The organism is Pseudomonas sp. FW300-N2F2, assembly GCF_017351655.1.
Taxonomy (GTDB): domain Bacteria; phylum Pseudomonadota; class Gammaproteobacteria; order Pseudomonadales; family Pseudomonadaceae; genus Aquipseudomonas; species Aquipseudomonas fluorescens_AA.
Genome location: NZ_JACNDQ010000003.1, coordinates 440,570 through 465,484, shown reverse-complemented (window position 1 = coordinate 465,484; position 24,915 = coordinate 440,570). Strand labels below are relative to the sequence as shown.

16 protein-coding genes are annotated in these 24,915 nt (G+C 62.6%); 5 read left to right on the top strand and 11 right to left on the bottom strand.

What is annotated here, in order from left to right; translation table 11 throughout:
• Positions 1-3 precede the first annotated feature (3 nt).
• The 11 genes from J4E63_RS22845 to glnE all read right to left on the bottom strand — a co-directional run bounded on the left by J4E63_RS22845 (position 4) and on the right by glnE (position 14,746).
• A complete protein-coding gene (locus tag J4E63_RS22845) occupies positions 4-900 on the bottom strand; it encodes an antimicrobial resistance protein Mig-14 (RefSeq protein WP_207283441.1) in 897 nt (298 codons plus the stop codon).
• Positions 900-2,030 carry a glycosyltransferase gene (locus J4E63_RS22840; protein ID WP_207283440.1) on the bottom strand — a complete coding sequence of 377 codons (1,131 nt, stop codon included), beginning with the start codon at positions 2,028-2,030 and terminating at the stop codon, positions 900-902. The genes J4E63_RS22845 and J4E63_RS22840 overlap by 1 nt, the downstream gene beginning before the upstream one ends.
• Positions 2,014-3,771: a carbamoyltransferase gene (locus J4E63_RS22835; protein WP_003197115.1), complete on the bottom strand. Its 1,758-nt coding sequence runs from the start codon at positions 3,769-3,771 to the stop codon at positions 2,014-2,016. The genes J4E63_RS22840 and J4E63_RS22835 overlap by 17 nt, the downstream gene beginning before the upstream one ends.
• Before the next feature lie 319 nt (positions 3,772-4,090).
• The gene (locus J4E63_RS22830; protein ID WP_207283439.1) at positions 4,091-5,542 is read right to left on the bottom strand and encodes a lipopolysaccharide kinase InaA family protein; all 1,452 of its coding nucleotides are present in this window, start codon (positions 5,540-5,542) and stop codon (positions 4,091-4,093) included.
• Positions 5,542-6,294, bottom strand: coding sequence for a lipopolysaccharide kinase InaA family protein (locus J4E63_RS22825; protein ID WP_192261935.1), 753 nt, complete (start codon positions 6,292-6,294; stop codon positions 5,542-5,544). Before J4E63_RS22825 ends, J4E63_RS22830 begins: the two co-directional genes overlap by 1 nt.
• Positions 6,291-7,025, bottom strand: coding sequence for a lipopolysaccharide kinase InaA family protein (locus tag J4E63_RS22820; protein ID WP_207283438.1), 735 nt, complete (start codon positions 7,023-7,025; stop codon positions 6,291-6,293). The genes J4E63_RS22825 and J4E63_RS22820 overlap by 4 nt, the downstream gene beginning before the upstream one ends.
• Positions 7,025-7,831, bottom strand: coding sequence for a lipopolysaccharide core heptose(I) kinase RfaP (gene rfaP / locus J4E63_RS22815; protein ID WP_092334026.1), 807 nt, complete (start codon positions 7,829-7,831; stop codon positions 7,025-7,027). The genes J4E63_RS22820 and rfaP overlap by 1 nt, the downstream gene beginning before the upstream one ends.
• The gene (locus tag J4E63_RS22810) at positions 7,828-8,952 is read right to left on the bottom strand and encodes a glycosyltransferase family 4 protein (protein WP_207283437.1); all 1,125 of its coding nucleotides are present in this window, start codon (positions 8,950-8,952) and stop codon (positions 7,828-7,830) included. Before J4E63_RS22810 ends, rfaP begins: the two co-directional genes overlap by 4 nt.
• On the bottom strand, positions 8,952-10,010 hold the full coding sequence (waaC, locus tag J4E63_RS22805) for a lipopolysaccharide heptosyltransferase I (RefSeq protein WP_207283436.1): 1,059 nt from the start codon (positions 10,008-10,010) through the stop codon (positions 8,952-8,954). The genes J4E63_RS22810 and waaC overlap by 1 nt, the downstream gene beginning before the upstream one ends.
• Before the next feature lies 1 nt (position 10,011).
• Complete coding sequence (gene waaF / locus J4E63_RS22800) at positions 10,012-11,046, bottom strand: lipopolysaccharide heptosyltransferase II (RefSeq protein WP_060739474.1); 1,035 nt, start codon at positions 11,044-11,046, stop codon at positions 10,012-10,014.
• A 748-nt stretch (positions 11,047-11,794) separates the two neighbouring features.
• Positions 11,795-14,746, bottom strand: coding sequence for a bifunctional [glutamate--ammonia ligase]-adenylyl-L-tyrosine phosphorylase/[glutamate--ammonia-ligase] adenylyltransferase (glnE, locus tag J4E63_RS22795; protein WP_207283435.1), 2,952 nt, complete (start codon positions 14,744-14,746; stop codon positions 11,795-11,797).
• Positions 14,747-15,128: 382 nt separating this feature from the next.
• On the opposite strand from glnE, the gene aceE reads away from it, so the two are divergent.
• The 5 genes from aceE to msrA all read left to right on the top strand — a co-directional run bounded on the left by aceE (position 15,129) and on the right by msrA (position 24,809).
• A complete protein-coding gene (gene aceE, locus J4E63_RS22790; RefSeq protein WP_060739476.1) occupies positions 15,129-17,774 on the top strand; it encodes a pyruvate dehydrogenase (acetyl-transferring), homodimeric type in 2,646 nt (881 codons plus the stop codon).
• Between the two features lie 11 nt (positions 17,775-17,785).
• Positions 17,786-19,426, top strand: coding sequence for a dihydrolipoyllysine-residue acetyltransferase (aceF, locus tag J4E63_RS22785; RefSeq protein WP_092328983.1), 1,641 nt, complete (start codon positions 17,786-17,788; stop codon positions 19,424-19,426).
• Positions 19,427-19,809: 383 nt separating this feature from the next.
• Entirely contained in the window at positions 19,810-21,201 is a 1,392-nt protein-coding gene (locus J4E63_RS22780) for an alkaline phosphatase D family protein (protein ID WP_207283434.1), read from the top strand.
• A 182-nt stretch (positions 21,202-21,383) separates the two neighbouring features.
• Positions 21,384-24,077, top strand: a complete 2,694-nt coding sequence (locus tag J4E63_RS22775; RefSeq protein WP_192261929.1) for a bifunctional diguanylate cyclase/phosphodiesterase — start codon at positions 21,384-21,386, stop codon at positions 24,075-24,077.
• Positions 24,078-24,161: 84 nt separating this feature from the next.
• Positions 24,162-24,809 (top strand): peptide-methionine (S)-S-oxide reductase MsrA, encoded by a 648-nt coding sequence (gene msrA / locus J4E63_RS22770; protein ID WP_060739480.1) that lies wholly within the window; start codon positions 24,162-24,164, stop codon positions 24,807-24,809.
• Positions 24,810-24,915: the final 106 nt, after the last annotated feature.

The following is a 24,915-nucleotide window of genomic DNA, read 5'->3' as shown; positions in this document are numbered from 1 at the left end:
GGTTCATACGGTAAACACCGGCACGGGGTTGCACCAACGGTCCTTGTATTCCCGGTCCGCCCGGCCGAATGAGAAACGCAACGGCTTGCCGGCGGCCCGGGCATGTTCCCAGGCGCTTTGGGTGTTGAGGAAACTCAACACGCTGCCGGGGCTGAATTCGCGGGTCTGCGGGTCGACGCCACCGTTGATGTACTCGACGCTGATCCACTCGGGCGCTTCGACGCGATACACCAGTTGGATCGCAATCGGCGCATCGTTGAGAAAGATCACCGAGCCGATCAGCCATTCGCGCAGTAGCTCGATCACCTCGCCCATGCGCTCGGCACCGGTGGCCGCAAAGCCCCAGCGACGCAGGAACAGGTCGCAGTAGATCGAGGCCAGCTCGGCGCTGGAAAACTCGCCGACCGGCCGCACCACCCCGCCCGCCTCCTCCAGCAAACGCAGTTCACGGCGCTGGTTGTAGCGAAACTTCTTGGACAGTTCTTCCGGCGTGCGGGCCATGGCCAGTTGTTCCTGCTGCAACTTCAAGCCGCTGAAGCGCCCCTCGTTGAGGGCCGACAGGTAACGTCCACGATGACGCAACGGCGCTTGTGCATCGGGCGCCGCCGGCAGGATCAGCTCGGCATTGCCCAGGTCGAACAAGCCCTTCTTGCCGCTGCGCTTGAGCACGTCTTTGGACAACGCCAGGTCGCGGCCCCAGGTCGGTATGGCCGCCCTGAGCTCACCGTCCTGCTCGAACGCCAGGTAACGCACGGGAATCCCGGCCAGGGCCGCCAGGCGCTCGACCACCAGGGGATGAGTGGCCACGCTGCCGCCAAAACGCTGCCAGGCCTGGGCATAAATCGACGCATCGACGGCGGTCCAGCCACGCTCGCGCCAGCCTTGGAATCGGTTGAGCATCAGGCCCTCGGCGCCAGTTCGGTGACTTGGGGCAAACGCCAGAATGCCTCGCGTACGGCGCGATCCGAAAAACGTTCGCGCAAGCGATCGAGCATCAGCTCGGCGCATTGGCGACGCTGCAGATCGTCCATGGCCGCCAGGTGCTGCAGCCCCTGGGCCATGTGCTCGGCGTCGCCCAGCGGAAACAGGATGCCAACGCCTTCGACCACTTCCTTGGCCCCACCGCAGGCCGTAGCCAGCAACGGTACGCCGGCAGCCATGGCCTCGAGCAGCACCATGCCGAACGGTTCATGGTCGGAGCTCAGGGCGAACACATCAAAAGCACGGAAATAACGGCGCGCTTCGGGCACCTGGCCGAGGAACAGCACACGATCAGCAATGCCCAGCTCTCGGGCCAGTGCCTTGAGGTCCTGCTCCAGGCGGCCCTTGCCGAGAATTGCCAACTGGCTGTTGACCGGCAGATGCCCCAGCGCTGCGGCAAAGCCGCGCAACAGTGTGGCCTGGTCCTTGTCCGGGTGCAGACGGCCGACATTGCCGACAATCCAGGCGTCCGTATCCAGCCCCAGCGTATGCCGCGCCTCCTCCCGGGAGACCAGGCTGGCCTGGACGGCATCAAGGTCGATGCGGTTGTAGAGGGTCTGGATCCGGGCAGCCGGCCATTTCGGCAGGCAGCGGCGCATGTCGTCACGTACCGCATCGGAAACCCCGAGCAGGCTCAGGCGCTTGCGGTAAACGTGGGCGAACAACCGGCGAGTGCGCCGCTGGTAGTCCCCGAAGGCATGGTGCACGCCAATCACCGGCAAGCGAGTACCCAGCAGAGCGATGTAGATCGGCTTGAAGCGATGGGCAATGCAGAAACTGAAATTGCGCGAGGCGGCGATCTTGCGCAGATCGCCGATGGCGCCCAGCTTCAGGCCACGAATGGCGCTGGAGCTGTATTCCATGAACAGCACTTCGTCCGAGGCACAGGCGGCAGCGACTTCGGCATCGGCCGCCCCGGTGAGGAACACCGTGGTCACGCGATAGCCAGTACCCGCGAACAAGCTGGCGTACTGACGGGCGCAGTCCAGGAACGGCCCGTCATAACCGTGGCAGAACTGCAGCACATGTCGCTCAGCCGAGCGTGTCATAAGCGTCCACGCCGTCTTTGACCACCAGGATGTCTTCCATGATCAGGTACTGCAGGTCGGAACCGAAGAACATGTTCAGCGCGTCGGTCGGCGAGCAGATCATCGGTTCGCCACGACGGTTGAGCGAGGTGTTCAGCGACACGCCGTTGCCGGTCAGCACTTCCAGGGCCTTCATCATGTCGTAGTAGCGCGGGTTGTATTCGCGCTTGAGCACCTGGGCCCGGGAGGTGCCGTCTTCATGGACGACTTCCGGCACGCGGGTTTTCCATTCTTCGGCCACTTCGAAGGTGAAGGTCATGAACGGTGCTGGGTGATCGACCTTGATCATCTGCGGCGCAACGGTGTCGAGCATCGACGGGCAGAAAGGCCTCCAGCGCTCGCGGAACTTGATCTGTTCGTTGATCCGATCGGCCACGCCGCTGGCGCTTGGGCACCCGATGATCGAGCGGCCGCCCAAGGCACGCGGGCCAAACTCCATGCGGCCCTGGAACCAGGCCACCGGGTTGCCGTCGACCATGATCTTGGCAATGCGCTCGGGGGTGTTGTCGATCTTGCGCCAGGCAGGCTTGCTCGGATGACGGGCGCACGCGGCGATCACGTCTTCGTTGCTGTAGGCCGGGCCGAGGTAGACGTGTTCCATCTTCTCCACCGGCACGCCACGGGCGTGGGACACATACGCCGCCGCACCCACCGCCGTACCGGCGTCACCGGAAGCCGGTTGCACGAACAGCTCCTTGACGTCGTCACGGGCGATGATCTTCTGGTTCAGCTTGACGTTCAACGCACAGCCACCGGCGAAGGCCAGCTTGCCGGTTTCCTTGAGCACGTCGCCCAGGTAGTGGTCGATCATTTGCAGCGCGAGCTTCTCGAACAGCGCCTGCATGCTCGCCGCGTAGTGGATGTACGGCTCGTCGGCGATGTCGCCTTCGCGTTTCGGGCCGAGCCATTCGATCAGCTTCGGCGAGAAGTAGAAGCCCTTGCCCTTCTCTTTATAGCGGCGCAGGCCGATCACGTTGGCGTAGTCGGTATTGATCACCAGCTCGCCGTTTTCGAACGAGGCCAGGCGGGAGAAATCGTACTTGGTGGCATCGCCGTAGGGCGCCATGCCCATGACCTTGAATTCGCCGTCGAGCATTTCAAAACCGAGGAACTCGGTGATTGCGCCGTACAGGCCGCCCAGGGAGTCCGGGTCGAAGAATTCCTTGATCTTGTGGATCTTGCCGTTTTCGCCATAGCCGAAGAAGGTCGTGGCGTATTCGCCCTTGCCGTCAATGCCCAGGATCGCGGTTTTTTCCTGGAAGCCCGAGCAGTGGTAGGCACTGGAGGCGTGGGCCAGGTGGTGCTCGACCGGCTCGATCTTGATTTTCTTCGGATCGAAGCCCAGTTGCTCCAGGCACCAGACGATCTTGCGGCGATAACGCTTGTAGCGACGGTTGCCCATCAGGATCGCGTCGAGAGCCCGATCCGGGGCGTACCAGTAACGCTTGGCGTAGTGCCAGCGCGCCTCGCCGAACAGGCTGATCGGGGCGAACGGAATCGCCACCACATCGACGTCGGAAGGCTTGATGCCGGCTTGTTCCAGGCAGAACTTTGCCGACTCGTAGGGCATGCGGTTCTTTGCATGTTTATCGCGTACGAAGCGCTCTTCCTCGGCCGCCGCGATCAGCTTGCCGTCTATGTACAGCGCTGCGGAAGGATCATGGCTAAGGGCGCCGGACAGGCCAAGAATCGTCAATGCCACAGGGTCTAGCCTCTTATGTCTGCATACGGGCGACAAGCGCCTCGAAAAAAGGATGTGCCGCGCGCCAGGGGCGCGGGGCAGCTAAAGGGCGGGATTATAGCTTAAAAGCGATCTTAAGCCTCTAGCGGTGAGTGGCGGGTCGCTGTCCGGTGTTAATTGGGAAGGCAAAGCACCGCACCCGTGGCGAGGAAGCTTGCTCCCGCTCGGCTGCGCAGCAGTCGTAAAACCTGCCCGCCGTTTTCTTCCTGGCGCACCGCGCTGGATGGCTTTTGGGGCTGCTGCGCAGCCCAGCGGGAGCAAGCTCCCTCGCCACAGGACGCTACGAGGCGCCATCGACTGTTTTGGGCAGCCGCTGATCGATCACTCGATACAACGCACTGCCCTCAGGCCAATTACGCATGAACCGTGCCCGATCCCGCGCATACGCCGGGGCGAAGCTGGCCTGGGTGCGGTGTTGGCACATCGAGTCGAGGTCGATCAGTGCCCAGCGGTCGTGCTGCCAGAACAGGTTGTGGCCCTTGAAGTCGCCATGGCTGATGCGCTCGCGGATCAGGTCGGCGAACAAGCGATCCAGCGCCAGCAACTCAGCTTCGGGGGCTTCACCGCTCTGCACGTAAGGGCCGAAGCGCTCGATGATGTCCGGCCCCGCCAGGTGTTCGGTGACCAGATAGGCGCCGCGGCGCAGCCACAGGAAACGTTTTTCCAGCAAGGCCAGTGGCTTGGGCGTGGCAATGCCGAGGAAGGCCAGGCGATGGCCTTCGCGCCACGAATGCCAGGCGCGGCTCGGACGCCAGAAGCGCTTGAGCCAGTGGGCGAAGTTCTTGATGTTGTAGCGCTTGATCACCAAGGTGCGACCGTTCGCCTCGACTTTGCCGACACTGGCCGCGCCGCCGGTCTTGTACAGATGGCCCTGATCGAGCAGCGCATCGGCCTGCTCCAGCACCGGCGTCATGGCCGCTTCTTCATCCCGACGGATCGCCCGCAAACCGAACGCCCCGCGCTGCACGCTGAACAGGCTGCACTCGCGCCCGACTTTCTCGAGGAAGTCCTTCAGGCGCCAGGCCTGCACCTTGTCGATCTGCTTTTGCAGCGCTTCCATGGGCAGCGCGTGTTCGGCGTTGCCCAACAGGTAATACACCAACAGCTCTTCATTGAACGGTTGGAGGGCTTTGGGAAGCTGGGCAAAAAACACCCCCAGGTTCTCCAGGACTTTCTGCCGCGACAACGGTTGCCCCGGGGTTTCGGCGCGGATGCCGGCACCGTCGATCAAGTAGAGCTTGCCGTCGTGGCGCAGCAGATTGTCCAGGTGCAGGTCTTCCTGCCACAGGCCTTTGCCGTGCAGTTGCGCAATGGCGCCCAGGGCTTCGGCCAGCACCGCCGTCTGTTCGTCGGCCAGCAAGGGCAGCTGTTCGACCCGTTGCCAGGCCTCCCCCAGGCTCTCGGCGCCCTCGAGCAATTCGAACAACAACCAGCCGCCTTCAGCCTCGTTCAAGCCATCGGCGAGCAACAGCGGCGTCGTCAGCCCTTGCTCCGCCAGCAAGCGCACGCCTTGCAGTTCCCGCTGGAAGTGCCGGGCGGCCTTGTTGCCCACCAACAATTTGGCCAGCACCGGCCGACCACGCCAGATGCCCGCCCCGACATAGCGCTGCCCCGGCAACACTCGCAACAGCGAAAGCAGCTGCAATCGCGCCGGGCCGGCGGCGTCGGCCAGTTCCAGGCTCAATGGCAGGCTAGGGCTGCGGCCGGCGTTCTTCAATTCGGACAAATGCATCAACGGGCTCCCTTGTGGCTGCGCCGGGCGCTCAGGCGCTCCATCCAGCTGTCGACCAGCCCGGCATCGAGCGGTTGGGCCAGGTAGGCAGACAACAGCTGGCGTACATCGGCATCACTCCAGATGGAGGCGCGCCGCAACAGCGGCTCCAGGTCCTTGACCCGGTCACGCTGACCAAACAGCAGCGGCCGAGTCTTCTCCAAGTCGATCAATTGCGCTTGATAACCGTCGGCGGTGGCTTGCAGGAAGATGTGCTTGGGATAGAAGCAACCGTGCACCTGATGCATGCCATGCAGGCGCCGCGCCAACTGCCCGCAGGCGTCGAGGACGGTGGTGCGCTGCGTCGCCGTCAGGCTCGGCCAGCGTTGCAACAGCGAGTCCAGGTCGTCCCAGCCATCCAGGGCCCGGGTCAGCAGGATCGCCCGCACCTCGCCCTCCACCTTGCGCTGACCATAGAACACCGCTTGCAGGGCCGGAATCCCCAACTGCCGATAACGACTGATGTTGCGAAATTCCCGGGAAAAGCTCGGTTCGCCAAAAGGGTGGGACCAGGTCCGGGTCAGGTAATTGCTTTGACGCTTGAGGTAATAGCCCTGCCCGTCCAGCTCCAGCCGGAACACGCTGCTCCAGCCGTCGCCCGAGGTGTTGGGTTCGTCCACCGCATCCAGTTGCCGCGCCCACAAGGCCTCGAAACTGTCCAGGCCATGGCGTTGCAACAACGCTCGGTCTTCAGCGGCCAGAAAGTCAGTCATTCACGCCCCTCGAAAAATCTCACCACGTGACGGATGCGTTTCTTGTCGCACGCATCGAGCCGGTCGCGCTGGCGGTATTGCAGGTAAAAGCGCAGGCGCTGCGTGGCCGACAAATGGTATTTGGCCACTTTATCCAGGCACGCCAAGTCCTTGGTGATGCGGTACTTGAGCCAGAAACCACGCCAGAAGTCCCCGTTCGGGCAGTCGATCAGAAACAGCTGCGAGCGGTCGTCGATCAGCAGGTTGCGCCACTTCAGATCGTTATGGGTGAAGCGGTGGTCGTGCATGGTCCGCGTATAACCGGCCAGTTGCCGACTGACATGATCGACCCAGGCACGGTCCGCCAGCCGCGAATCGTGGCGCTCGGCGAGGGCCGAGAGGTCTTCGGTGTGGGGCAGTTCGCGGGTGATCAGCGCGCCACGGGCGTAGCTCGCACCGTTTCGCTCCAAGCCCCAGCCCACGACTTCGGCGGTGGGGATGCCCCATTTGGCGAAGCGTTTGAGGTTCTGCCATTCGGACTTGACCCGTGGCTTGCCCAGGTAGCGTCGCAAGCCTTTGCCGGCACCGACGTAGCGCTTGACGTAATAGTTCACGCCGTTGCGCTGCACCCGGATCACCTCCGACAACGGGTCACGGGTCAAACGCTCCCCTTGCAACGCGAACACCGCTTCCAGGCTGCCAAAATCCTCCGCCAGCTCGAGGTATTCCGGCTCCAGATTCCAACCCGACATCAGAGCGCGTCCCCGTACCGCTGCTTGCGGGCATACAGTTTGTTGGCCTTGCCTTCGAGCCAGGCCAGCAACGAAGCCTCTTCGGCGAGGATCCGCCGCAGCGGCTGCTGGAAATAACCCTTGAGAAAACGCAGCTTGTCGCGGCGGGTCAGGCCGATGTCCAGCGCCGAGAAATACAGCGCCGCCAGGTCCTTGTTGCGCCAGCGAGTGGTGATGGCGGGACGGGTCTGGGCGCGGTGCAGGTCGATCACCGAGAGTTTGAAATCCCCTGGGGTCACCGGCTTGTCGGTGTGCAGCAGAAAGTGGCAGATGTAGCAGTCGCGATGGTTGACGCCGGCGCGGTGCATCATGCCGGTCATACGCGCCACTTCGGCGATCAGCGCACGCTTGAGCGTCGGTTGCGGCGGCTGCTTGACCCAGTCGATGCTGAAATCTTCGAGACTGACGGTCGGCGCCAGTTCTTCGGTAACGATGAACGAATGCTGGTCCGCCGGGTTGCTGCCCTTCTCGCCGTAGGCGACAGCGGTCATGGTCGGCACACCGGCTTCCTGCAAACGCTGGATAGCCTTCCACTCCTGCCCTGCGCCGAGGACCGGCAGCTTGGCGGTGAACAGGTTCTTGAAGATCTCGCCCCAACCGATGCCACGGTGGATCTTCACGAAAAAGCCGCGACCGTCCACCTCCGTGCGCAAGGTGCGCCGGGCTTCCAGTTCACGATAGACCTCGCCCTTGAGCGCTTCGACTTCGGTGAACGCATCGCGTCCGGCCCAAAGGCTCTTGAACGGTTCGGCCAGCATCAACTTCATTGTGCGTGCTCCGCCAATATCACATCGGCCGCGTGCTGCGGCATGCTGTAGAGGTCGGCCGTCTCGGCGAAGGCCAGACCGTTGCGGCTCCAGGCCGCCCGGGCATCGGCATCGTTCAACATGCGGCCCAGGTAATCGGTGAGCTGGGCTTGTTCGAACGGCTCATCCAGCACCAGGCCGCTGTCGGCCTCGGCGATGTAATGGGCGTACCCACACACCGCGCTGACCAGTACCGGCAACCCGGCCACCAGCGCTTCGAGCAGTACGGTGCCGGTGTTCTCGTTGTACGCCGGATGGATCAACAGATCGGCGCCCAGCAGGAAACGCGGGATGTCGCTGCGGCCCTTGAGGAACCGCACGTTGTCGCCCAGACCCAGCGCGGCGCTCTGCAGTTGGAATACCTTGGGGTCGTCCTGGCCAATTACAAATAGCCGGGTGCGTTTTCGCAGCTCGGCTGGCAACGCGGCCAGGGCCTTGAGGCTGCGATCCACGCCCTTGGTCTTGAACCCCGAGCCGATCTGCACCAGCAGCAAGTCGTCGTCGGCCAGCTCGAATTCGGCCCGGAACGTGGCGCGGATCTGATCGGCATCGGCGGGCCGACGGCGGTCCTGGGCGATGCCCGGTGGCAGCAGGTGAAAGCGTTCCAGCGGTGTGCCGTAGTGCTTGATGAACAGCGGCTGCTGGACCTCGGAAATCATCAGTACGTCGGTTTTTGCATCCTTGGCGAACACGGCCCGCTCGTACTCGGCGAAATGCCGGTAGCGGCCCCAGCGCCGGTACAGCGAGTTGCGCAGGTTCTGCGCCTTGTCTTCGAAACAGCCGTCGGCGGCGTAGTACACGTCCAGGCCGGGCATTTTGTTGAAGCCAATCAAACGGTCCACCGGGCGCTTGGCCAGGTCGGCCTCCATCCACGCGCTGAGTTTCTCGTTGCGGCGATGATTGAACAGCGCCTTGACCGGCGCCACCAGCACCTCGAAGCCGGGCGGCACGTCACCTTCCCAAATCAGCGTGTAGACACGGATCTGGTGACCGCGTCGCTGGCATTCCAGGGCGATGCGCATGAAGTCACGCTGCAGGCCACCGAAGGGGAAGTACTTGTAAAGGACAAAAGCCAATTGCATCAGCGCGGCTCCTCAGCCAATAACGTGCTCAGGTGGCTGGCAACACGCTCGGGGTTCAGACGCGTGAAGCACAGGGGCTGCTCGCGTTTCAGGTCAAACCGCCGGGCATCTTCGGCGGTCGGCGAATAAGTGCAGTGTTTCTGCATGCACGGCGCGCAGGGGAAATCACTGGCGAGGTGAATCTGGCCCTTGCCATAGGCACCGGTCAGCACCGGATTGGTCGGGCCGAGCAGCGAAATGGTCGGCACGTCCAGGGCCGCGGCCAGATGCCCGAGGCCGGTGTCCACGGCCACGCAGGCCTGGGCGCCGGCAAGTACCTTGCCCATGCCGCCGAGGTTCAGCTTCGGCAGGACCAAGGCGTTGCGCAGCCCGCTGGCGATGCGTTCGGCCCGGGCCTTTTCGGCCGGGTTGCCCCACGGCAGCTTGACGACCACGCCGAACTGCCCCATGCGCTCAGTGAGCTGGCGCCAGTAAAGTTCGGGCCAATGCTTGGACTCCCAGGTAGTGCCGTGCAGGAACACCACGTAGGGATAGGGGCGTGGCAACTCCACCAGCCGGTCGACATCGAGGCCGTAGTTACCCAGCGTCTGCGGCAAGTCATACCCCAGCGCCACGGCAAACAGCTGGCGCACGCGCTCGACCGCATGCTGACCACGGGCAACCGCCAGGCGCCGGGAATAAAAGCGCGCCGCCAGGGGCTCGCGCGCCGAGTTTTTATCCAACCCGGCCACTGGCGCCTTGACGTAACGGGTCAGCCAGGCGCTTTTCAGCAGGCCCTGGGCGTCGATTACCAAGTCATATTTTTCGGCGCGCACGCTCTGCTTGAAGCGTCGCCATTCGCCGCTCTTGATGGTTTGCCAGAGGTTCTTGCGCCAGCGCCGGATCGCCACCGAAATGACCTTGCCCACGGCCGGGTGCCAGGTGGGGATTTCGGCGAAGCCTTCTTCCACCACCCAATCGAACTTGATGCCAGGAATCGCCCGAGCCGCATCGGTCAGCGCCGGCAGGGTGTGGACCACATCCCCCAGCGAAGAGGTCTTGATCAGCAATACCCGCAAGTTACCGAACCTCCACGGGTGTGCCCTGCAAACGCTCCAGGGCCTCGTTCACCGACGGCGGCATGAGCTGGCGCAGGCAATTGTAATGGCCGAAACGGCAGGTGCGGTCGAAGCACGGGCTGCATTCGATGCCCAGGCGCACGACTTCGACCTGGTCGGCCAGCGGCGGCGTGAAGCCTGGCGAGGTGGAACCGTAGACCGCCACCAAGGGACGGTTAAGGGCTGCGGCCACGTGCATCAGGCCCGAGTCGTTGGACACCACCGAATCGGCGCAGGACAGCAGGTCGATGGCCTCGGCCAGGGACGTGTCGCCACTGAGGTTCACCGACTCTTCCCGAAGGCCCGGGATCAACCGCGAGCGGATGTCCTCGCCCACGGGGTGATCTTTTTTCGAGCCGAACAGCCAGACTTGCCAGCCGTCGCGAATCTTCGCCTCGGCCACCTGGGCGTAATGCTCCGCCGGCCAGCGCTTGGATTCACCGAACTCGGCCCCAGGGCACAGGGCCAGCACCGGACGGTCCAGGCTCAGGCCGAACTTGGCCAGCGCCGCGTCACGGGTCACCGGGTCGATCCGCAGGCTCGGCCGCGGATACGGCTTGGGCAACTCGGCCCCCGGCGCGTAGGCCAGGGCCATGAAACGTTCGATCATCAGCGGGTAACGGTCTTTATCCAGGGCGCGCACGTCGTTGAGCAGGCCGTAGCGAAACTCGCCACGCCAACCGGTGCGCTTGGGGATACCGGCGAAGAACGGCACCAGCGCCGACTTCAAGGAATTGGGCAACAGGATCGCCTGGTCGTACTGACCGGCCAGGGATTTGCCGATGCGTCGACGGGTCGCCAGCTCCAGCACGCCGTGGCCGAGCGGGAAGCTCAAGGCCTTGCGCACTTCGGGCATGCGCTCCAGGATCGGCCGGCTCCACTCGGGGGCCAGGACGTCGATTTCGCACTGCGGATGACGCTGCTTCAGGCACTGGAACAGTGTCTGCGCCATTACCATGTCACCGACCCAACTGGGCCCAACGATCAGAATATTCATGTGCTTTCCAAAAACGATACGGGGAGGCCTACGCCTCCCCGCCTCGAGAATCACTGTGGCTTAGGTCGTTGCCTGTTGCCTTCAATCTACAACACACCGCCAATCTACTGTGGGAGCGAGCCTGCTCGCGAAAGAGGCCTGCCCATCCAACATCAATGTCGCCTGACATTCCGCTATCGCGAGCAAGCTCGCTCCCACAAGGGGCCTGCATAGGTTTCAATACCGTGCAGCACCACACATCCACTGTGGGAGCGAGCTTGCTCGCGATGAGCCAGCCCATCCAACATCAATGTCGCCTGGCACTCCGCTATCGCGAGCAGGCTCGCTCCCACAAGGGTCCTGCATAGGTTTCAATACCGTGCAGCACCACAAATCCACTGTGGGAGCGAGCTTGCTCGCGATGAGCCAGCCCATCCAACATCAATGTCGCCTGACACTCCGCTATCGCGAGCAGGCTCGCTCCCACAAGGGTCCTGCATAGGTTTCAATACCGTGCAACACCACAAATCCACTGTGGGAGCGGGCTTGCTCGCGATCAGGCCATCACTCCAACATCAATGTCGCCTGACATTCCGCTATCGCGAGCAAGCTCGCTCCCACAAGGGTCCTGCATAGGTTTCAATACCGTGCAGCACCACAAATCCACTGTGGGAGCGAGCTTGCTCGCGAAGAGGCCTGCCCATTCAACATCCATGTCGCCTGGCATTCCGCCTTCGCGAGCAAACCCGCTCCCACATTACTTAAAGCTTCAGCTCAGCCCCAGTTCCCGCCAGATCCGCAATACCTGCCGACGCTCATCCACGAACTGGTCGCCTGCGATCACCCCGGCATCTTTCTGCAAGGCCTGGCGGTGGGCGGCGGAGCGGTAGGCTTTGTAGGCTTCGCGCAACAGTGTGGCATCTTCGGCCGGCATCAACCCGAGCTCTTGCAACCCGTCCAGGATGCGGATGTTATCGGTATAGCGCACCAGCGATGGATGTTCTTGGGACCACGCCAGGGCCGCGTATTGCACCATAAATTCAATATCGACGATACCTCCGGCATCCTGCTTGAGGTCGAAGGGCGCCGTGGCCTCGAAGGCATTCGCCGCGGTCCCGGCGGCGGTGGCCTTGCTACCAAGGTTGTCACGCATCTTGGCACGCATCTCGCTGACTTCCTGGCGCAGCGTCGGCAAGTCACGCTGGCGTCCCAGTATCTGGACGCGGACCTTCTCGAACGCTTGGCCCACATCCTGGCTGCCCACCAGCACACGGGCTCGCACCAGCGCCTGATGCTCCCAGGTCCAGGCTTCGTTCTCCTGGTAACGGGCAAACGCCCCGAGGGAGCTGACCAGCAGCCCCGACGCCCCGGAAGGCCGCAGGCGCATGTCTACTTCATACAACTGTCCGGAGTTGGTCTGGGCCGTCAGCAGGTGAATGATCCGCTGGCCGAGCCGGGTAAAGAACTGCGCGCCGTCGATGGGTTTCGGGCCGTCGGTTTCCGCCTGCGGGTCGCCATCGTGGATGAACACCAGGTCCAGGTCGGAACCATGCCCCAATTCCAGGCCGCCGACTTTCCCATAACCGACAATAATGAAGCCCGGATCGCACAGGCTGCCGTCGGTGCGCAATGGCACGCCGTGCTTGGCAGCCGTCTGGCGCCAGGCCAGGGCCAGCACTTGCTCGAGAATCGCCTCGGCCAGCCAGGTCAGGTAATCGCTGACCTTCATCAGCGGCAGGCTGCCGGCGATTTCCGAAGCCGCCACCCGCAAACGGTGCGCCAGCTTGAAATGCCGCAACGCCTCCATTTGCTGCTCCAGGTCATCCTCGGGAATGCGCGTCAGGCGCTCACGCAACTCCGCGGCCAACTCCGGCGCCAGGGGCGGCTTGAACAGCCGCCCCTCGTTGAGCAACTCATCGAGCAGCAACGGGAAACGGGTGATTTGCTCAGCAATCCACGGGCTCGCCGCGCACAGCGTCAGCAAGCGCCGCAGGGCGCCGGGGTTTTCCGTCAACAACACCAGGTAGGCCGAACGGCGGGCCACGGCCTCCACCAAGGGCAGTACCCGCTCCAGCACCAGGTCCGGATCGGCATGCTCCACGGCCTGGGCCAGCAGGCGTGGAATGAACGCATCCAGGCGCTCGCGCCCCAAGCGTTGCATGGCGCGCAATTGCGGGCTGGCGCGCAGGGCGGCCAGGGTCTTGAGGGCTTTGGGCGCATCGGTGAAGCCGCCCTCTTCCAACTGACGGCACGCCGCCCCTTCATCCTGGCTGTCTTCCCACAATGGCAACCATTCGCCGCCCACCACCACTTCGCTTTCACTGCCCTCTTCTTCATCCGGGTCGGCAATGACCTGGCCGAAATGCCAGGCCACGCGCCCGCGCCAGTACATCAACTGCTCGTGAAAGGCCGACCAGTCGGCGAACCCCAGCATGAATGCAATGCGTGCCTGATCCTGCGGGCTGTCCGGGAGCATCTGGGTCTGGCGGTCGCCGATGGCCTGGATCGCATGCTCGGTATAGCGCAGGAACTCATAGCCCTGGCGCAGCTCGTCGATCACCTTGGCCGGCAGGTACCCCTGGCCCTCCAGGGTGCTCAACACTTTGAGCAACGGGCGCTGCTGCAAGCTCAAGTCCCGACCGCCATGGATCAGTTGGAACGCCTGGGCAATGAACTCCACCTCGCGAATGCCGCCCGAGCCCAGCTTGATGTTGTCGGCCATGCCCTTGCGCCGTACCTCCTGCTGGATCAGTTGCTTCATGGTGCGCAGCGCTTCGATGGCGGAAAAATCCAGGTAACGGCGATAGACGAACGGACGCAGCATGTCGAGCAATTGCGCGCCGGCCACCTGGTCGCCCGCCACCACTCGCGCCTTGATCATGGCGTAGCGCTCCCAGTCGCGCCCCTGATCCTGGTAATACTGCTCCAGGGCATTGAAACTCAGTACCAGCGCACCGGCCGAGCCGTAGGGGCGCAGGCGCATGTCGACGCGGAACACGAAGCCGTCGACGGTCATCGGGTCCAGGGCCTTGATCAGGCGCTGGCCGACACGGATGAAAAACTCCTGGTTATCCAGCGGCCGCTTGACGCCCACGGTTTCGCCGCCCTCGGGGTAGGCGAATATCAGGTCGATGTCCGACGACAGGTTCAGTTCCACGGCACCCAGCTTGCCCATGCCCAGGATGACCATCTGCTGCGGCTCGCCGCTGCGCCGTCCGGTGGGCGTACCGAATTGCTGGCTGAGGCGCTGGTACAACCAGTGGTAAGCCTGGTCGATGCAGGTGTCGGCCATGTCCGAAAGATCGCGACAGGTCTGGACCAGATCGGCCTGACGGTTCAGGTCGCGCCAGATGATCCGTACCTGCTGGCGGGTACGCTGGCGGCGCAGGACGCGACCCAGTTCGTCTTCGGTTTCGGCGGCCTGCACGACGGCGGCAATCTGCGCGCGCATTTCACCGGGCGCCAGGCTGCGGTCCAGTTCGCCGCTGCGTTCCAGCTCCAGCAGCATCGCCGGGTCACGGACACTCTGCTCGATGACAAAGTCGCTGGCGGCGGCAATACGGTTGAACGCTTCCCAGCGTTGCGGGGGCCAGGCCGACAGCCCGCGATCGTCGTCGAGGGAGGCGACCGCCGCACGGAACGACTGCTCGGCACGACTGACCAATGACTGGAGAATAGCCGGTACCGATTCCGGTATTGGGGCAAGCGAGGGCAGGCTCATGGTCTATCCTTGATCGGCGCGGGAGAGACTGGATGTAGTGTTTTTTCAAAAGACACTACCTGATCGACTGTCGAACAAAGATGATAAATAGCTGAAAATCTGATTTTATTGGCAGCCGGCATCAAGTTTTTACCTGTTCGTGTTGGCTAAAGACCAACAGTAACGATTATTCTCACAACGAAATGAGGGGCCATACGCCGCTCATGTGTAGTTTCACTACTCGTCTATACATTCGAAAGGCTGAAACGGCCGACGATTTGTAGTAAAACTACACGCCGCCGAAACAACCTTCGGCAATCCAAGAATTTATATCGTCTGCCCACAAGGCCAGTCGCAAACTCAGGCAACCGATTCTGGTAGCCTTTCCGCCCTGGAGCAAGCCATGCAAGACCTCGATCCCGTCGAAACCCAGGAATGGCTGGACGCCCTGGAATCGGTTCTCGACAAAGAAGGCGAAGACCGTGCTCATTATCTGATGACCCGTATGGGCGAACTCGCGACCCGCAGCGGCTCGCAACTGCCCTACGCCATCACCACGCCGTACCGCAACACGATCCCCGTTACCCACGAAGCACGCATGCCTGGCGACCTGTTCATGGAACGCCGCATTCGCTCGCTGGTACGCTGGAACGCGTTGGCCATGGTCATGCGTACCAACCTGAAAGATTCTGACCTGGGCGGTCACATCTCCAGCTTCGCCTCCAGCGCGACGCTGTATGACATCGGCTTCAACTACTTCTTCCAGGCCCCGACCGACGAACACGGCGGCGACCTGATCTACTTCCAGGGTCACGCATCGCCAGGCGTCTACGCCCGTGCGTTCATGGAAGGCCGCATCACCGAAGACCAGATGAACAACTTCCGCCAGGAAGTGGACGGCAACGGCCTGTCCTCGTACCCGCACCCTTGGCTGATGCCGGACTTCTGGCAGTTCCCGACCGTGTCCATGGGTCTGGGCCCGATCCAGGCGATCTACCAGGCGCGCTTCATGAAGTACCTGGAAGCCCGCGGTTTCATCCAGCCAGGCAAGCAGAAAGTCTGGTGCTTCATGGGCGACGGCGAGTGCGACGAGCCGGAATCCCTGGGCGCGATCTCCCTGGCCGGTCGCGAGAAGCTGGACAACCTGATCTTCGTCATCAACTGCAACCTGCAGCGCCTCGACGGCCCGGTTCGCGGCAACGCCAAGATCATCCAGGAACTCGAAGGCGTGTTCCGTGGTGCCCAGTGGAACGTCAACAAAGTCATCTGGGGCCGCTTCTGGGACCCACTGCTGGCCAAGGACGTCGACGGCATCCTGCAACGCCGCATGGACGAAGTCATCGACGGCGAGTACCAGAACTACAAGGCCAAGGACGGCGCGTTCGTCCGCGAGCACTTCTTCAACTCGCCTGAACTCAAGGCCATGGTTGCCGACCTGTCCGACGACGAGATCTGGAAGCTCAACCGTGGCGGCCACGACCCGTACAAGGTCTACGCGGCGTACCACCAGGCGGTCAATCACAAAGAACAGCCGACCGTCATCCTGGCCAAGACCATCAAGGGTTATGGCACCGGTGCCGGCGAAGCGAAGAACACTGCGCACAACACCAAGAAAGTCGATGTCGACAGCCTGAAGTTGTTCCGCGACCGCTTCGACATTCCGGTCAAGGACAGCGAGCTGGAAAACCTGCCGTTCTTCAAGCCCGAAGAAGGCAGCGCCGAAGCCCGTTACCTGGCCGAGCGCCGTGCCGCACTGGGCGGTTTCGTACCCCAGCGTCGCGCCAAGAGCTTCAGCGTTCCGACCCCGCCACTGGAGACCCTCAAGGCGATCCTGGACGGTTCGGGCGACCGTGAAATCTCCACCACCATGGCCTTCGTGCGAATCCTCGCGCAACTGGTCAAGGACAAGGAAATCGGCCAGCGCATCGTCCCGATCATCCCGGACGAAGCCCGTACCTTCGGTATGGAAGGCATGTTCCGTCAGTTGGGCATCTACTCGTCCGTCGGCCAGCTCTACGAGCCAGTCGATAAAGACCAGGTGATGTTCTACCGCGAAGACAAGAAGGGCCAGATCCTCGAAGAAGGCATCAACGAAGCGGGCGCCATGAGCTCCTTCATTGCCGCTGGCACTTCGTACTCCAGCCACAACCAGCCGATGCTGCCGTTCTACATCTTCTACTCGATGTTCGGCTTCCAGCGCATCGGCGACCTGGCCTGGGCCGCTGGCGACAGCCGTACCCGTGGCTTCCTGATCGGCGGCACCGCCGGCCGCACCACCCTCAACGGTGAAGGCCTGCAGCACGAAGACGGCCACAGCCACATGCTGGCCGGGACCATCCCGAACTGCCGCACCTATGATCCGACCTACGGCTACGAGCTGGCGGTGATCATCCAGGACGGCATGAAGAAGATGACCGAAGAGCAACAGGACGTCTTCTACTACATCACCGTGATGAACGAGTCCTACCAGCAGCCAGCCATGCCGGCCGGTGTCGAGGCAGGCATCGTCAAGGGCATGTACCTGCTCGAGGAAGACACCCGCGAAGCGGCGCACCACGTCCAGTTGATGGGCTCGGGCACCATCCTGCGCGAAGTGCGCGAGGCAGCGAAGATCCTGCGTGAAGAGTTCAACGTCGGTGCCGACGTCTGGAGCGTCACCAGCTTCAACGAACTGCGTCGCGACGGCCTGGCCGTAGAGCGCAGCAACCGCCTGCACCCTGGCCAGAAGCCAAAGCTGAGCTACGTCGAAGAGTGCCTGAACGGCCGCAAAGGTCCGGTCATCGCTTCTACCGACTACATGAAGCTGTTCGCCGAGCAGATCCGCCAGTGGGTTCCTTCCAAGGAATTCAAAGTGCTGGGCACCGACGGTTTCGGCCGTAGCGACAGCCGCAAGAAGCTGCGTCACTTCTTCGAAGTCGACCGTAAGTTCGTTGTGTTGGCAGCCCTGGAAGCCCTGGCTGACCGTGGCGATATCGAACCTAAAGTGGTGGCCGAAGCCATCGCCAAGTTCGGCATCGATCCGGAAAAACGCAACCCACTGGACTGCTGAGGAGAATTTTCGTGAGCGAACTCATTCGCGTACCTGACATCGGCAGCGGTGAAGGTGAAGTAATTGAACTGTTTGTGAAGGTCGGCGACCGTATCGAAGCCGACCAGAGCATCCTGACGCTTGAATCGGACAAGGCCAGCATGGAAGTGCCTGCGCCGAAGGCCGGTGTCATCAAGAGCCTGAAAGTGAAGCTGGGCGACCGCCTGAAAGAAGGCGACGAACTGCTGGAGCTGGAAGTCGAGGGCGCCGCTGCGGCGCCTGAAGCGGCCGCTCCTGCTGCTGCCCCGGCCGCGGCTGAAAAGCCTGCCGCCGCACCAGCTGCCGAAGCGGCTCCCGCTCCGGCAGCCGCCCCTGCCGCGGCCACGGTCCAGGACATTCATGTCCCGGACATCGGTTCGTCGGGCAAGGCCAAGATCATCGAAGTGCTGGTCAAGGTCGGCGACACCGTCGAAGCCGACCAGTCGCTGATCACCCTGGAATCCGACAAGGCCAGCATGGAAATCCCATCGCCGGCCGCCGGTGTGGTGGAAAGCATCGAGATCAAGCTGGAAGACGAAGTCGGCACCGGCGACCTGATCCTGAAGCTCAAAGTGGCGGGTGCCTCGGCACCAGCCGCGCCTGCCCCGGCCGCTGCACCTGCCGCCAAGGCTGAAGCAGCTCCAGCGCCAGCCGCCGCGCCTGCCGCCAAGGCCGAAGCAGCGCCTGCCCCTGTCGCCGCCGCGCCTGCGCCAAGCGGTGCCAAGGTGCACGCCGGCCCGGCGGTGCGTCAGCTGGCCCGGGAATTCGGTGTCGAGCTGTCGGCCGTTGGCCCAAGCGGCCCGCACGGTCGTGTGCTCAAGGAAGACGTGCAAGCCTACGTCAAGGCCATGATGCAGAAGGCCAAGAACGCACCGGCCGAAGGCGCCACCGGCGGCGCGGGCATCCCGCCGATCCCGGCGGTGGACTTCAGCCGCTTCGGTGAAACCGAAGAAGTGGCCATGACTCGCCTGATGCAGATCGGCGCGTCGAGCCTGCACCGCAGCTGGCTGAACATTCCACACGTGACTCAGTTCGACCAGGCCGACATCACCGAGCTGGAAGCTTTCCGCGTCGCGCAGAAAGCCGTGGCGGAAAAGGCCGGCGTGAAGCTGACCGTGCTGCCACTGCTGCTCAAGGCTTGTGCGCACCTGCTCAAGGAACTGCCGGACTTCAACAGCTCCCTGGCCCCAAGTGGCAAGGCTGTGATCCGCAAGAAGTACGTGCACATCGGCTTTGCCGTCGACACCCCGGAAGGCCTGCTGGTACCGGTCATCCGCAACGTCGACCAGAAGAGCTTGCTGCAACTGGCTGGCGAAGCCGCTGCCCTGGCCGAAAAAGCCCGGAACAAGAAGCTCACCGCCGACGACATGCAGGGCGCCTGCTTCACCATCTCCAGCCTCGGCCACATTGGCGGCACCGGCTTCACGCCGATCGTCAACGCGCCGGAAGTGGCGATCCTGGGTGTTTCCAAGGCCACCATCCAGCCAGTCTGGGACGGTAAAGCCTTCCAGCCGAAGCTGATGCTGCCACTGTCGCTGTCCTACGATCACCGTGTGATCAACGGCGCCGCCGCTGCACGCTTCACCAAGCGCTTGAGCGACTTGCTGGGCGACATCCGCACCATCCTGCTGTAACACCGGGCGGCCCTCCCTTGGGGAGGGCCATTCGGAGCACCGTTTTCCGAGCGCCACGCTCGTACCTCAACCCCGTCCGTTTGGCGGGGCTTTTTTTTGCCTGGAGCTCAAGCCAGGTGCATGGATGTGGGATGTGGCGGCCTCATCGCGAGCAAGCTCGCTCCCACAGTGGATTTGCGGTGCTCCTGTGGGAGCGAGCTTGCTCGCGATAGCGGTATTTCCTACCCCGCAAGTTTTAAATGACTACAGCCCCTATTAGTCATTGCCCACAACTTGCGCCCCCTTCCCCGTCGATATTTATGGCGCGCCGGGCTTTAGCATCAACACCGCCAAGGTCACTCGATGCTTGCGCCCACCGACTAAAACTTCGAATGGATTCGAATATGTTCAAACCTACCGTCGGCCCCATTGTCGGGCACACGACCACTGACCACGCCCGGATATTCCTGCGGGGCGATCACGGCAACAACCGGGTATTCGCCGGTATCCGACACCGGCGCCGAGGAGACACACGCTGGTCAAAAGGGCACTTTGTCCAGTTGAAGGCCTACCGCGACATGTCCGATGTGATCGTGTTGAAAGACCTTCAACCCGACACCGCCTACGAATACCAGGCCGGCTGGCTCAGCCCCTTGAGCCCGACCCATACCGTGGAAACCATCCAGGAACTGCCACTGCAATGGCCTCGGAACACCTATTGCTTGCACACGCCGGCCGACAAACCCGATGCGCCACGTGCTTATATCGTGGGCTCATGTCGCTACTTGCGGATCGCCGCCAGCACCCCGCTACTCCCCAGCCTTGGGGATCGCACCTTTGCCGGCATCAATCGCATCGTCGAACAGGCCGACCCGCCGATCAGCGCGGTGTTGATGACCGGAGACCAGGTTTATCTCGATGACTTGAATATCATCGGCCCGGACCGAAGCTATAAACACATCCTCTTCAGATATCGAACGGTATTTACCCAGCCGCACATCAGCAAGCTGATGTCTGGCACGCCGACCTACATGATCCTCGATGACCATGAAATCGAAGACAACTGGCCCGCCAGGAAAACCGGCCACGACGACGTCCTGTATGCCAATGCCATGAGCGCCTATGGGCTTTACCAGGCCAGCCATGGGCCCGCCCATGAACTGTCGAGCGACGGAACATTGAACAAGTCGTTGACCCGCTACTGGTACACCTTTGCCCATGGCGATATCCACTGGTTCGTCACCGACAGCCGGACGCAACGCAACCTCTCGGCGAACGATCGGCGCATCCTCGACGCGGACCAGGAACAATCCCTGCTCGAATGGCTCGTCAGCAGCCCCGCCCGGGTCAAGCTCGTCGTCACCAGCGTGATGTTTTTCCCTGACCGCCAGCGCAATGACGGCGATGCCTGGCAGGCCTTCCCGGAACAACGCCTGCGCCTGTTGGAAACCATCCGCCGCCATCGGATCAAAAACGTGGTGTTCATCTCGGGTGACGTCCACGGCTCCATGACCAGCCGCCTGCGTCACACTCAGGATCCTGATTTCGAGGTCAACACCGTCGTTTCCTCGCCGTTCTACAACAGCAAATTGCTGCCTTTTGCAAAAGCCGCGGATTTTATTTTCCACAAGCCCATGGCCCGCACGGACAGCGGTGAGTACCGCTATGAACTGACCAGCGAAGTGGTGAGCCAGAACAACTTCGCCCGCCTGCAGGTCACGGCACAGAGCCTTCACGTTACGTTCCACGACCGTGACGGCGAGCCCTTGCAGGCACTCGATATTGCCCTGCGATGAACTTCCATGCCCTCTGATCGGCTGGCGACTGGAGAAATCCCTTTGTCGGCCGATAAAAGGTTTATAGCACTTGGCCTTCATCTCTCTTGTCAGCCAGTGCCGCAATGATGCAACCTTGCGCCAATCCGTAATAACGAGGGCGTCAGCCCGGCGCGATCAGCATTTTCGAAGCGAGTTTCCCCATGAAAAGCCAACCCGATGCCGCCAGCCGTATGGCGGCCGAGGTAGTGACGCAGTTACCGGTGCCCGCGCGGCTCGGTATGCTGCGTTTCGAACGGCTGAATGAAGCTAGCTGGGCGCTGTTGTTTCTCGACCCCAACTGCGAGCGACACTTCGGCCTGCCGGCGGTAGAACTGTGCTCGCTGGTCAGCTCGCCCTACGCCAGCCTGATGGAACCCGAAGCGCGCTATCAATTGCACGACGCCATCCAGCAGCAACTGGCCCAGGCCGCGCATTACCAGATTCGCTACACGCTCCACACCGCCAAGGGCCCGATGAATGTGCTGGAGACGGGCGAAGCCTACAGACAGCACAATCGTCATCTGCTGCGCGGTTACCTGCTGGTGGTGGACAATTTGCTGCAAAGCGAACCCTCCCTGCCGGCCCTGGACCTGGAAACCCAGAACTCGCGCCTGCAGATCGCCCTGGAACTGAACCAGCGCGCCCAGCAAGAGCAGCTCCAGCACCTGGACCGGGTACGCGCCCAACAAGACCTCATCCTGCTATTGACCCGCCAACGCTACAGCGCCAACAACTCCCTGCTCGAAGCGGCCGAACTCATCACCCGCAGCGCCTGCGACATCTACCAGATCGACTGCGCCAGTATCTGGAACCTGGATGACGGCAAACTGGTGCCGATTTCCGCCTACAACCGCGCCTCCCAGGAGTACTTCCTGCCGGCAGTCATCGACGCCAGCGAGTTTCCCGACTACATGGAGGCGCTGCAGACCTGTCGCGCCATCGACGCCCACAATGCGATGCGCGACCCACGCACCCGGGAGATGGCCGAGAGCCTGCGCGCCCGCGACGTCAACGCCATCCTCGACGCCAGCGTGCGCATCGACGGCCAAGTGGTGGGCGTGCTGTGCCTGGAACAAGTGGGGGCCACCCGCGCCTGGCAGTCGGATGAGATCGCCTTTGCCGGCGAGCTCGCGGACCAGTTCGCCCAGGTCATCAACAACCACAACCGCCGCACCGCCACCAGCGCCCTGCACCTGTTCCAGCGCGCCGTGGAGCAAAGCGCCAACGCGTTCCTGCTGGTCAATTGCGACGGTGTGGTGGAGTACGTCAACCCAAGCTTCACCGCGATCACCCAGTACACCACCGAGGAAGTCCACGGCCAACGCCTCTCGGAACTGCCAGCCCTGGAGAACCTCAGCGAGCTGCTGTTCGACGCACCCTCGGCGTTGGCCCAGAGCAACAGTTGGCAGGGCGAGTTCAAGAGCCGGCGCAAGAACCTGGAACCCTACTGGGGCCAGTTGTCGATTTCCAAGGTCTACGGCGACAACCGCGAGCTGACCCACTACATCGGCATCTACGAAGACATCACCCAGACCAAACTGGCCCAGCAGCGCATCGAGCGCCTGGCCTACACCGACAACCTGACCAACCTGGGCAACCGCCCGGCGTTCATTCGCAACCTCGATGAGCGCTTTGCCCGGGACAGCGACTCGCCCATCAGCCTGCTGCTGGTGGACATCGACAACTTCAAGCGCATCAACGACAGCCTCGGTCACCAGACCGGTGACAAGCTGCTGATCAGCCTGGCCCGGCGCCTGCGCAACAGCCTGAGCCCCAGCGGCAGCCTGGCGCGCTTCGCCAGCAACGAGTTCGCCGTGCTGCTGGACGACACGAGCCTGGAAGCCGGGCAGCAGATCGCCAGCCAATTGCTGATGACCCTCGACAAACCGATGTTCGTCGACAACCAACTGATCAGCGTGACCGGCTCCGTGGGCCTGGCCTGCGCGCCGCTGCACGGCCGTGATCCGCAGACCCTGATGCGCAACGCCGGCCTCGCCCTGCACAAGGCCAAAGCCAACGGCAAGCATCAGGTCCAGGTGTTCACCGAGGCTTTGAATGCCGAGGCCAGCTACAAGCTGTTCGTCGAAAACAACCTGCGTCGCGCCTTGACCCAGAATGAACTGGACGTGTTCTACCAGCCCAAGTTGTGCCTGCGCAGCGGCCGTCTGCTGGGCATGGAGGCACTGCTGCGCTGGAACCATCCGGAAAAGGGCATGATCCGTCCGGACCAGTTCATCAGCGTGGCCGAAGAAACCGGCTTGATCATCCCCATCGGCAAATGGATCGCCCGCCAGGCCTGCCGGATGAGCAAACAGCTGACCGCGGCCGGCCTGGGCAACCTGCAAGTGGCGATCAACCTGTCGCCCAAGCAGTTCTCCGACCCGGACCTGGTCGCCTCCATCGCCAGCATCCTCAAGGAGGAACAACTGCCGGCCCGCCTGCTGGAACTGGAGTTGACCGAAGGCCTGCTGCTGGAGGCCACCGAAGACACCCACTTGCAGCTCGACCAGCTCAAGCGCCTGGGCCTGACCCTGGCCATGGACGACTTCGGCACCGGTTACTCATCCCTGAGCTACCTGAAAAAATTCCCGATCGACATCATCAAGATCGATCGCAGCTTCATCCATGAGATCCCGGACAACCAGGACGACATGGAAATCACCTCGGCGGTGATCGCCATGGCCCACAACCTGAAACTCAAGGTCGTGGCCGAAGGCATCGAAACCTCCCAGCAATTGGCGTTCCTGCGCCGTCACCGCTGCGATGTCGGCCAGGGTTACCTGTTCGACCGTCCGATCCCCGGCGCGGAGCTGGTCGAAAAGCTCAAACGCTACCCGCGCGGGCCTCTGGTCTGACAGCTGCGTATAGCTTGCGGCGGCTTTTCTGAGGCACACTGACGGTCTATTTCGCTCAATTCAATCTGACTGAGAGGACTGATAATGGTCTTGCGCTCGGAAATCCTGGTGAATAAAAACGTGCTTCCTACTCAAGAACAAGCCCTGCCTGGCCGTGAAACCCCGATGACCGTGCCGGACAAACACTTCGTCCTCGACGCGCCCCTGCTGGGCCCGTTTGCCATGGACGTGGATTTCGCGATCTTCGGCCTCGGCTGCTTCTGGGGCGCGGAACGCAAGTTCTGGCAGCGCGAAGGCGTGGTCAGTACCGCGGTGGGTTACGCCGGTGGTTTCACGCCGAACCCGACGTACGAAGAAGTCTGCTCGGGCCTTACCGGCCACAGCGAAGTGGTGCTGGTGGTCTACGAGCCCGCGAAAGTCAGCTACGAACAGCTTCTGAAGATGTTCTGGGAACTGCACAACCCGACCCAGGGCATGCGCCAGGGCAACGACATCGGCACCCAGTACCGTTCGGTGATCTATGCCACCAACCCGGACCAACTGGCGGCGGCCAAACACAGCGAGCAAGTCTTCCAGGCTGAGTTGACCAAGGCCGGCAAAGGCACCATCACCACCGAAATCGAAGAAGCACCGACGTTCTACTTCGCCGAGACCTATCACCAGCAGTACCTGGCGAAGAACCCGGAAGGCTATTGCGGGATTGGCGGGACCGGCGTGACCTGCCCGATCTGACTAAAAACTTGCTCGCGATAGCGGTGGGCCTGGGGCGGTGATGTTGAATGTGCCGCCGTCATCGCGAGCAAGCTCGCTCCCACAGGTGCGTATACCCCAGGACCCA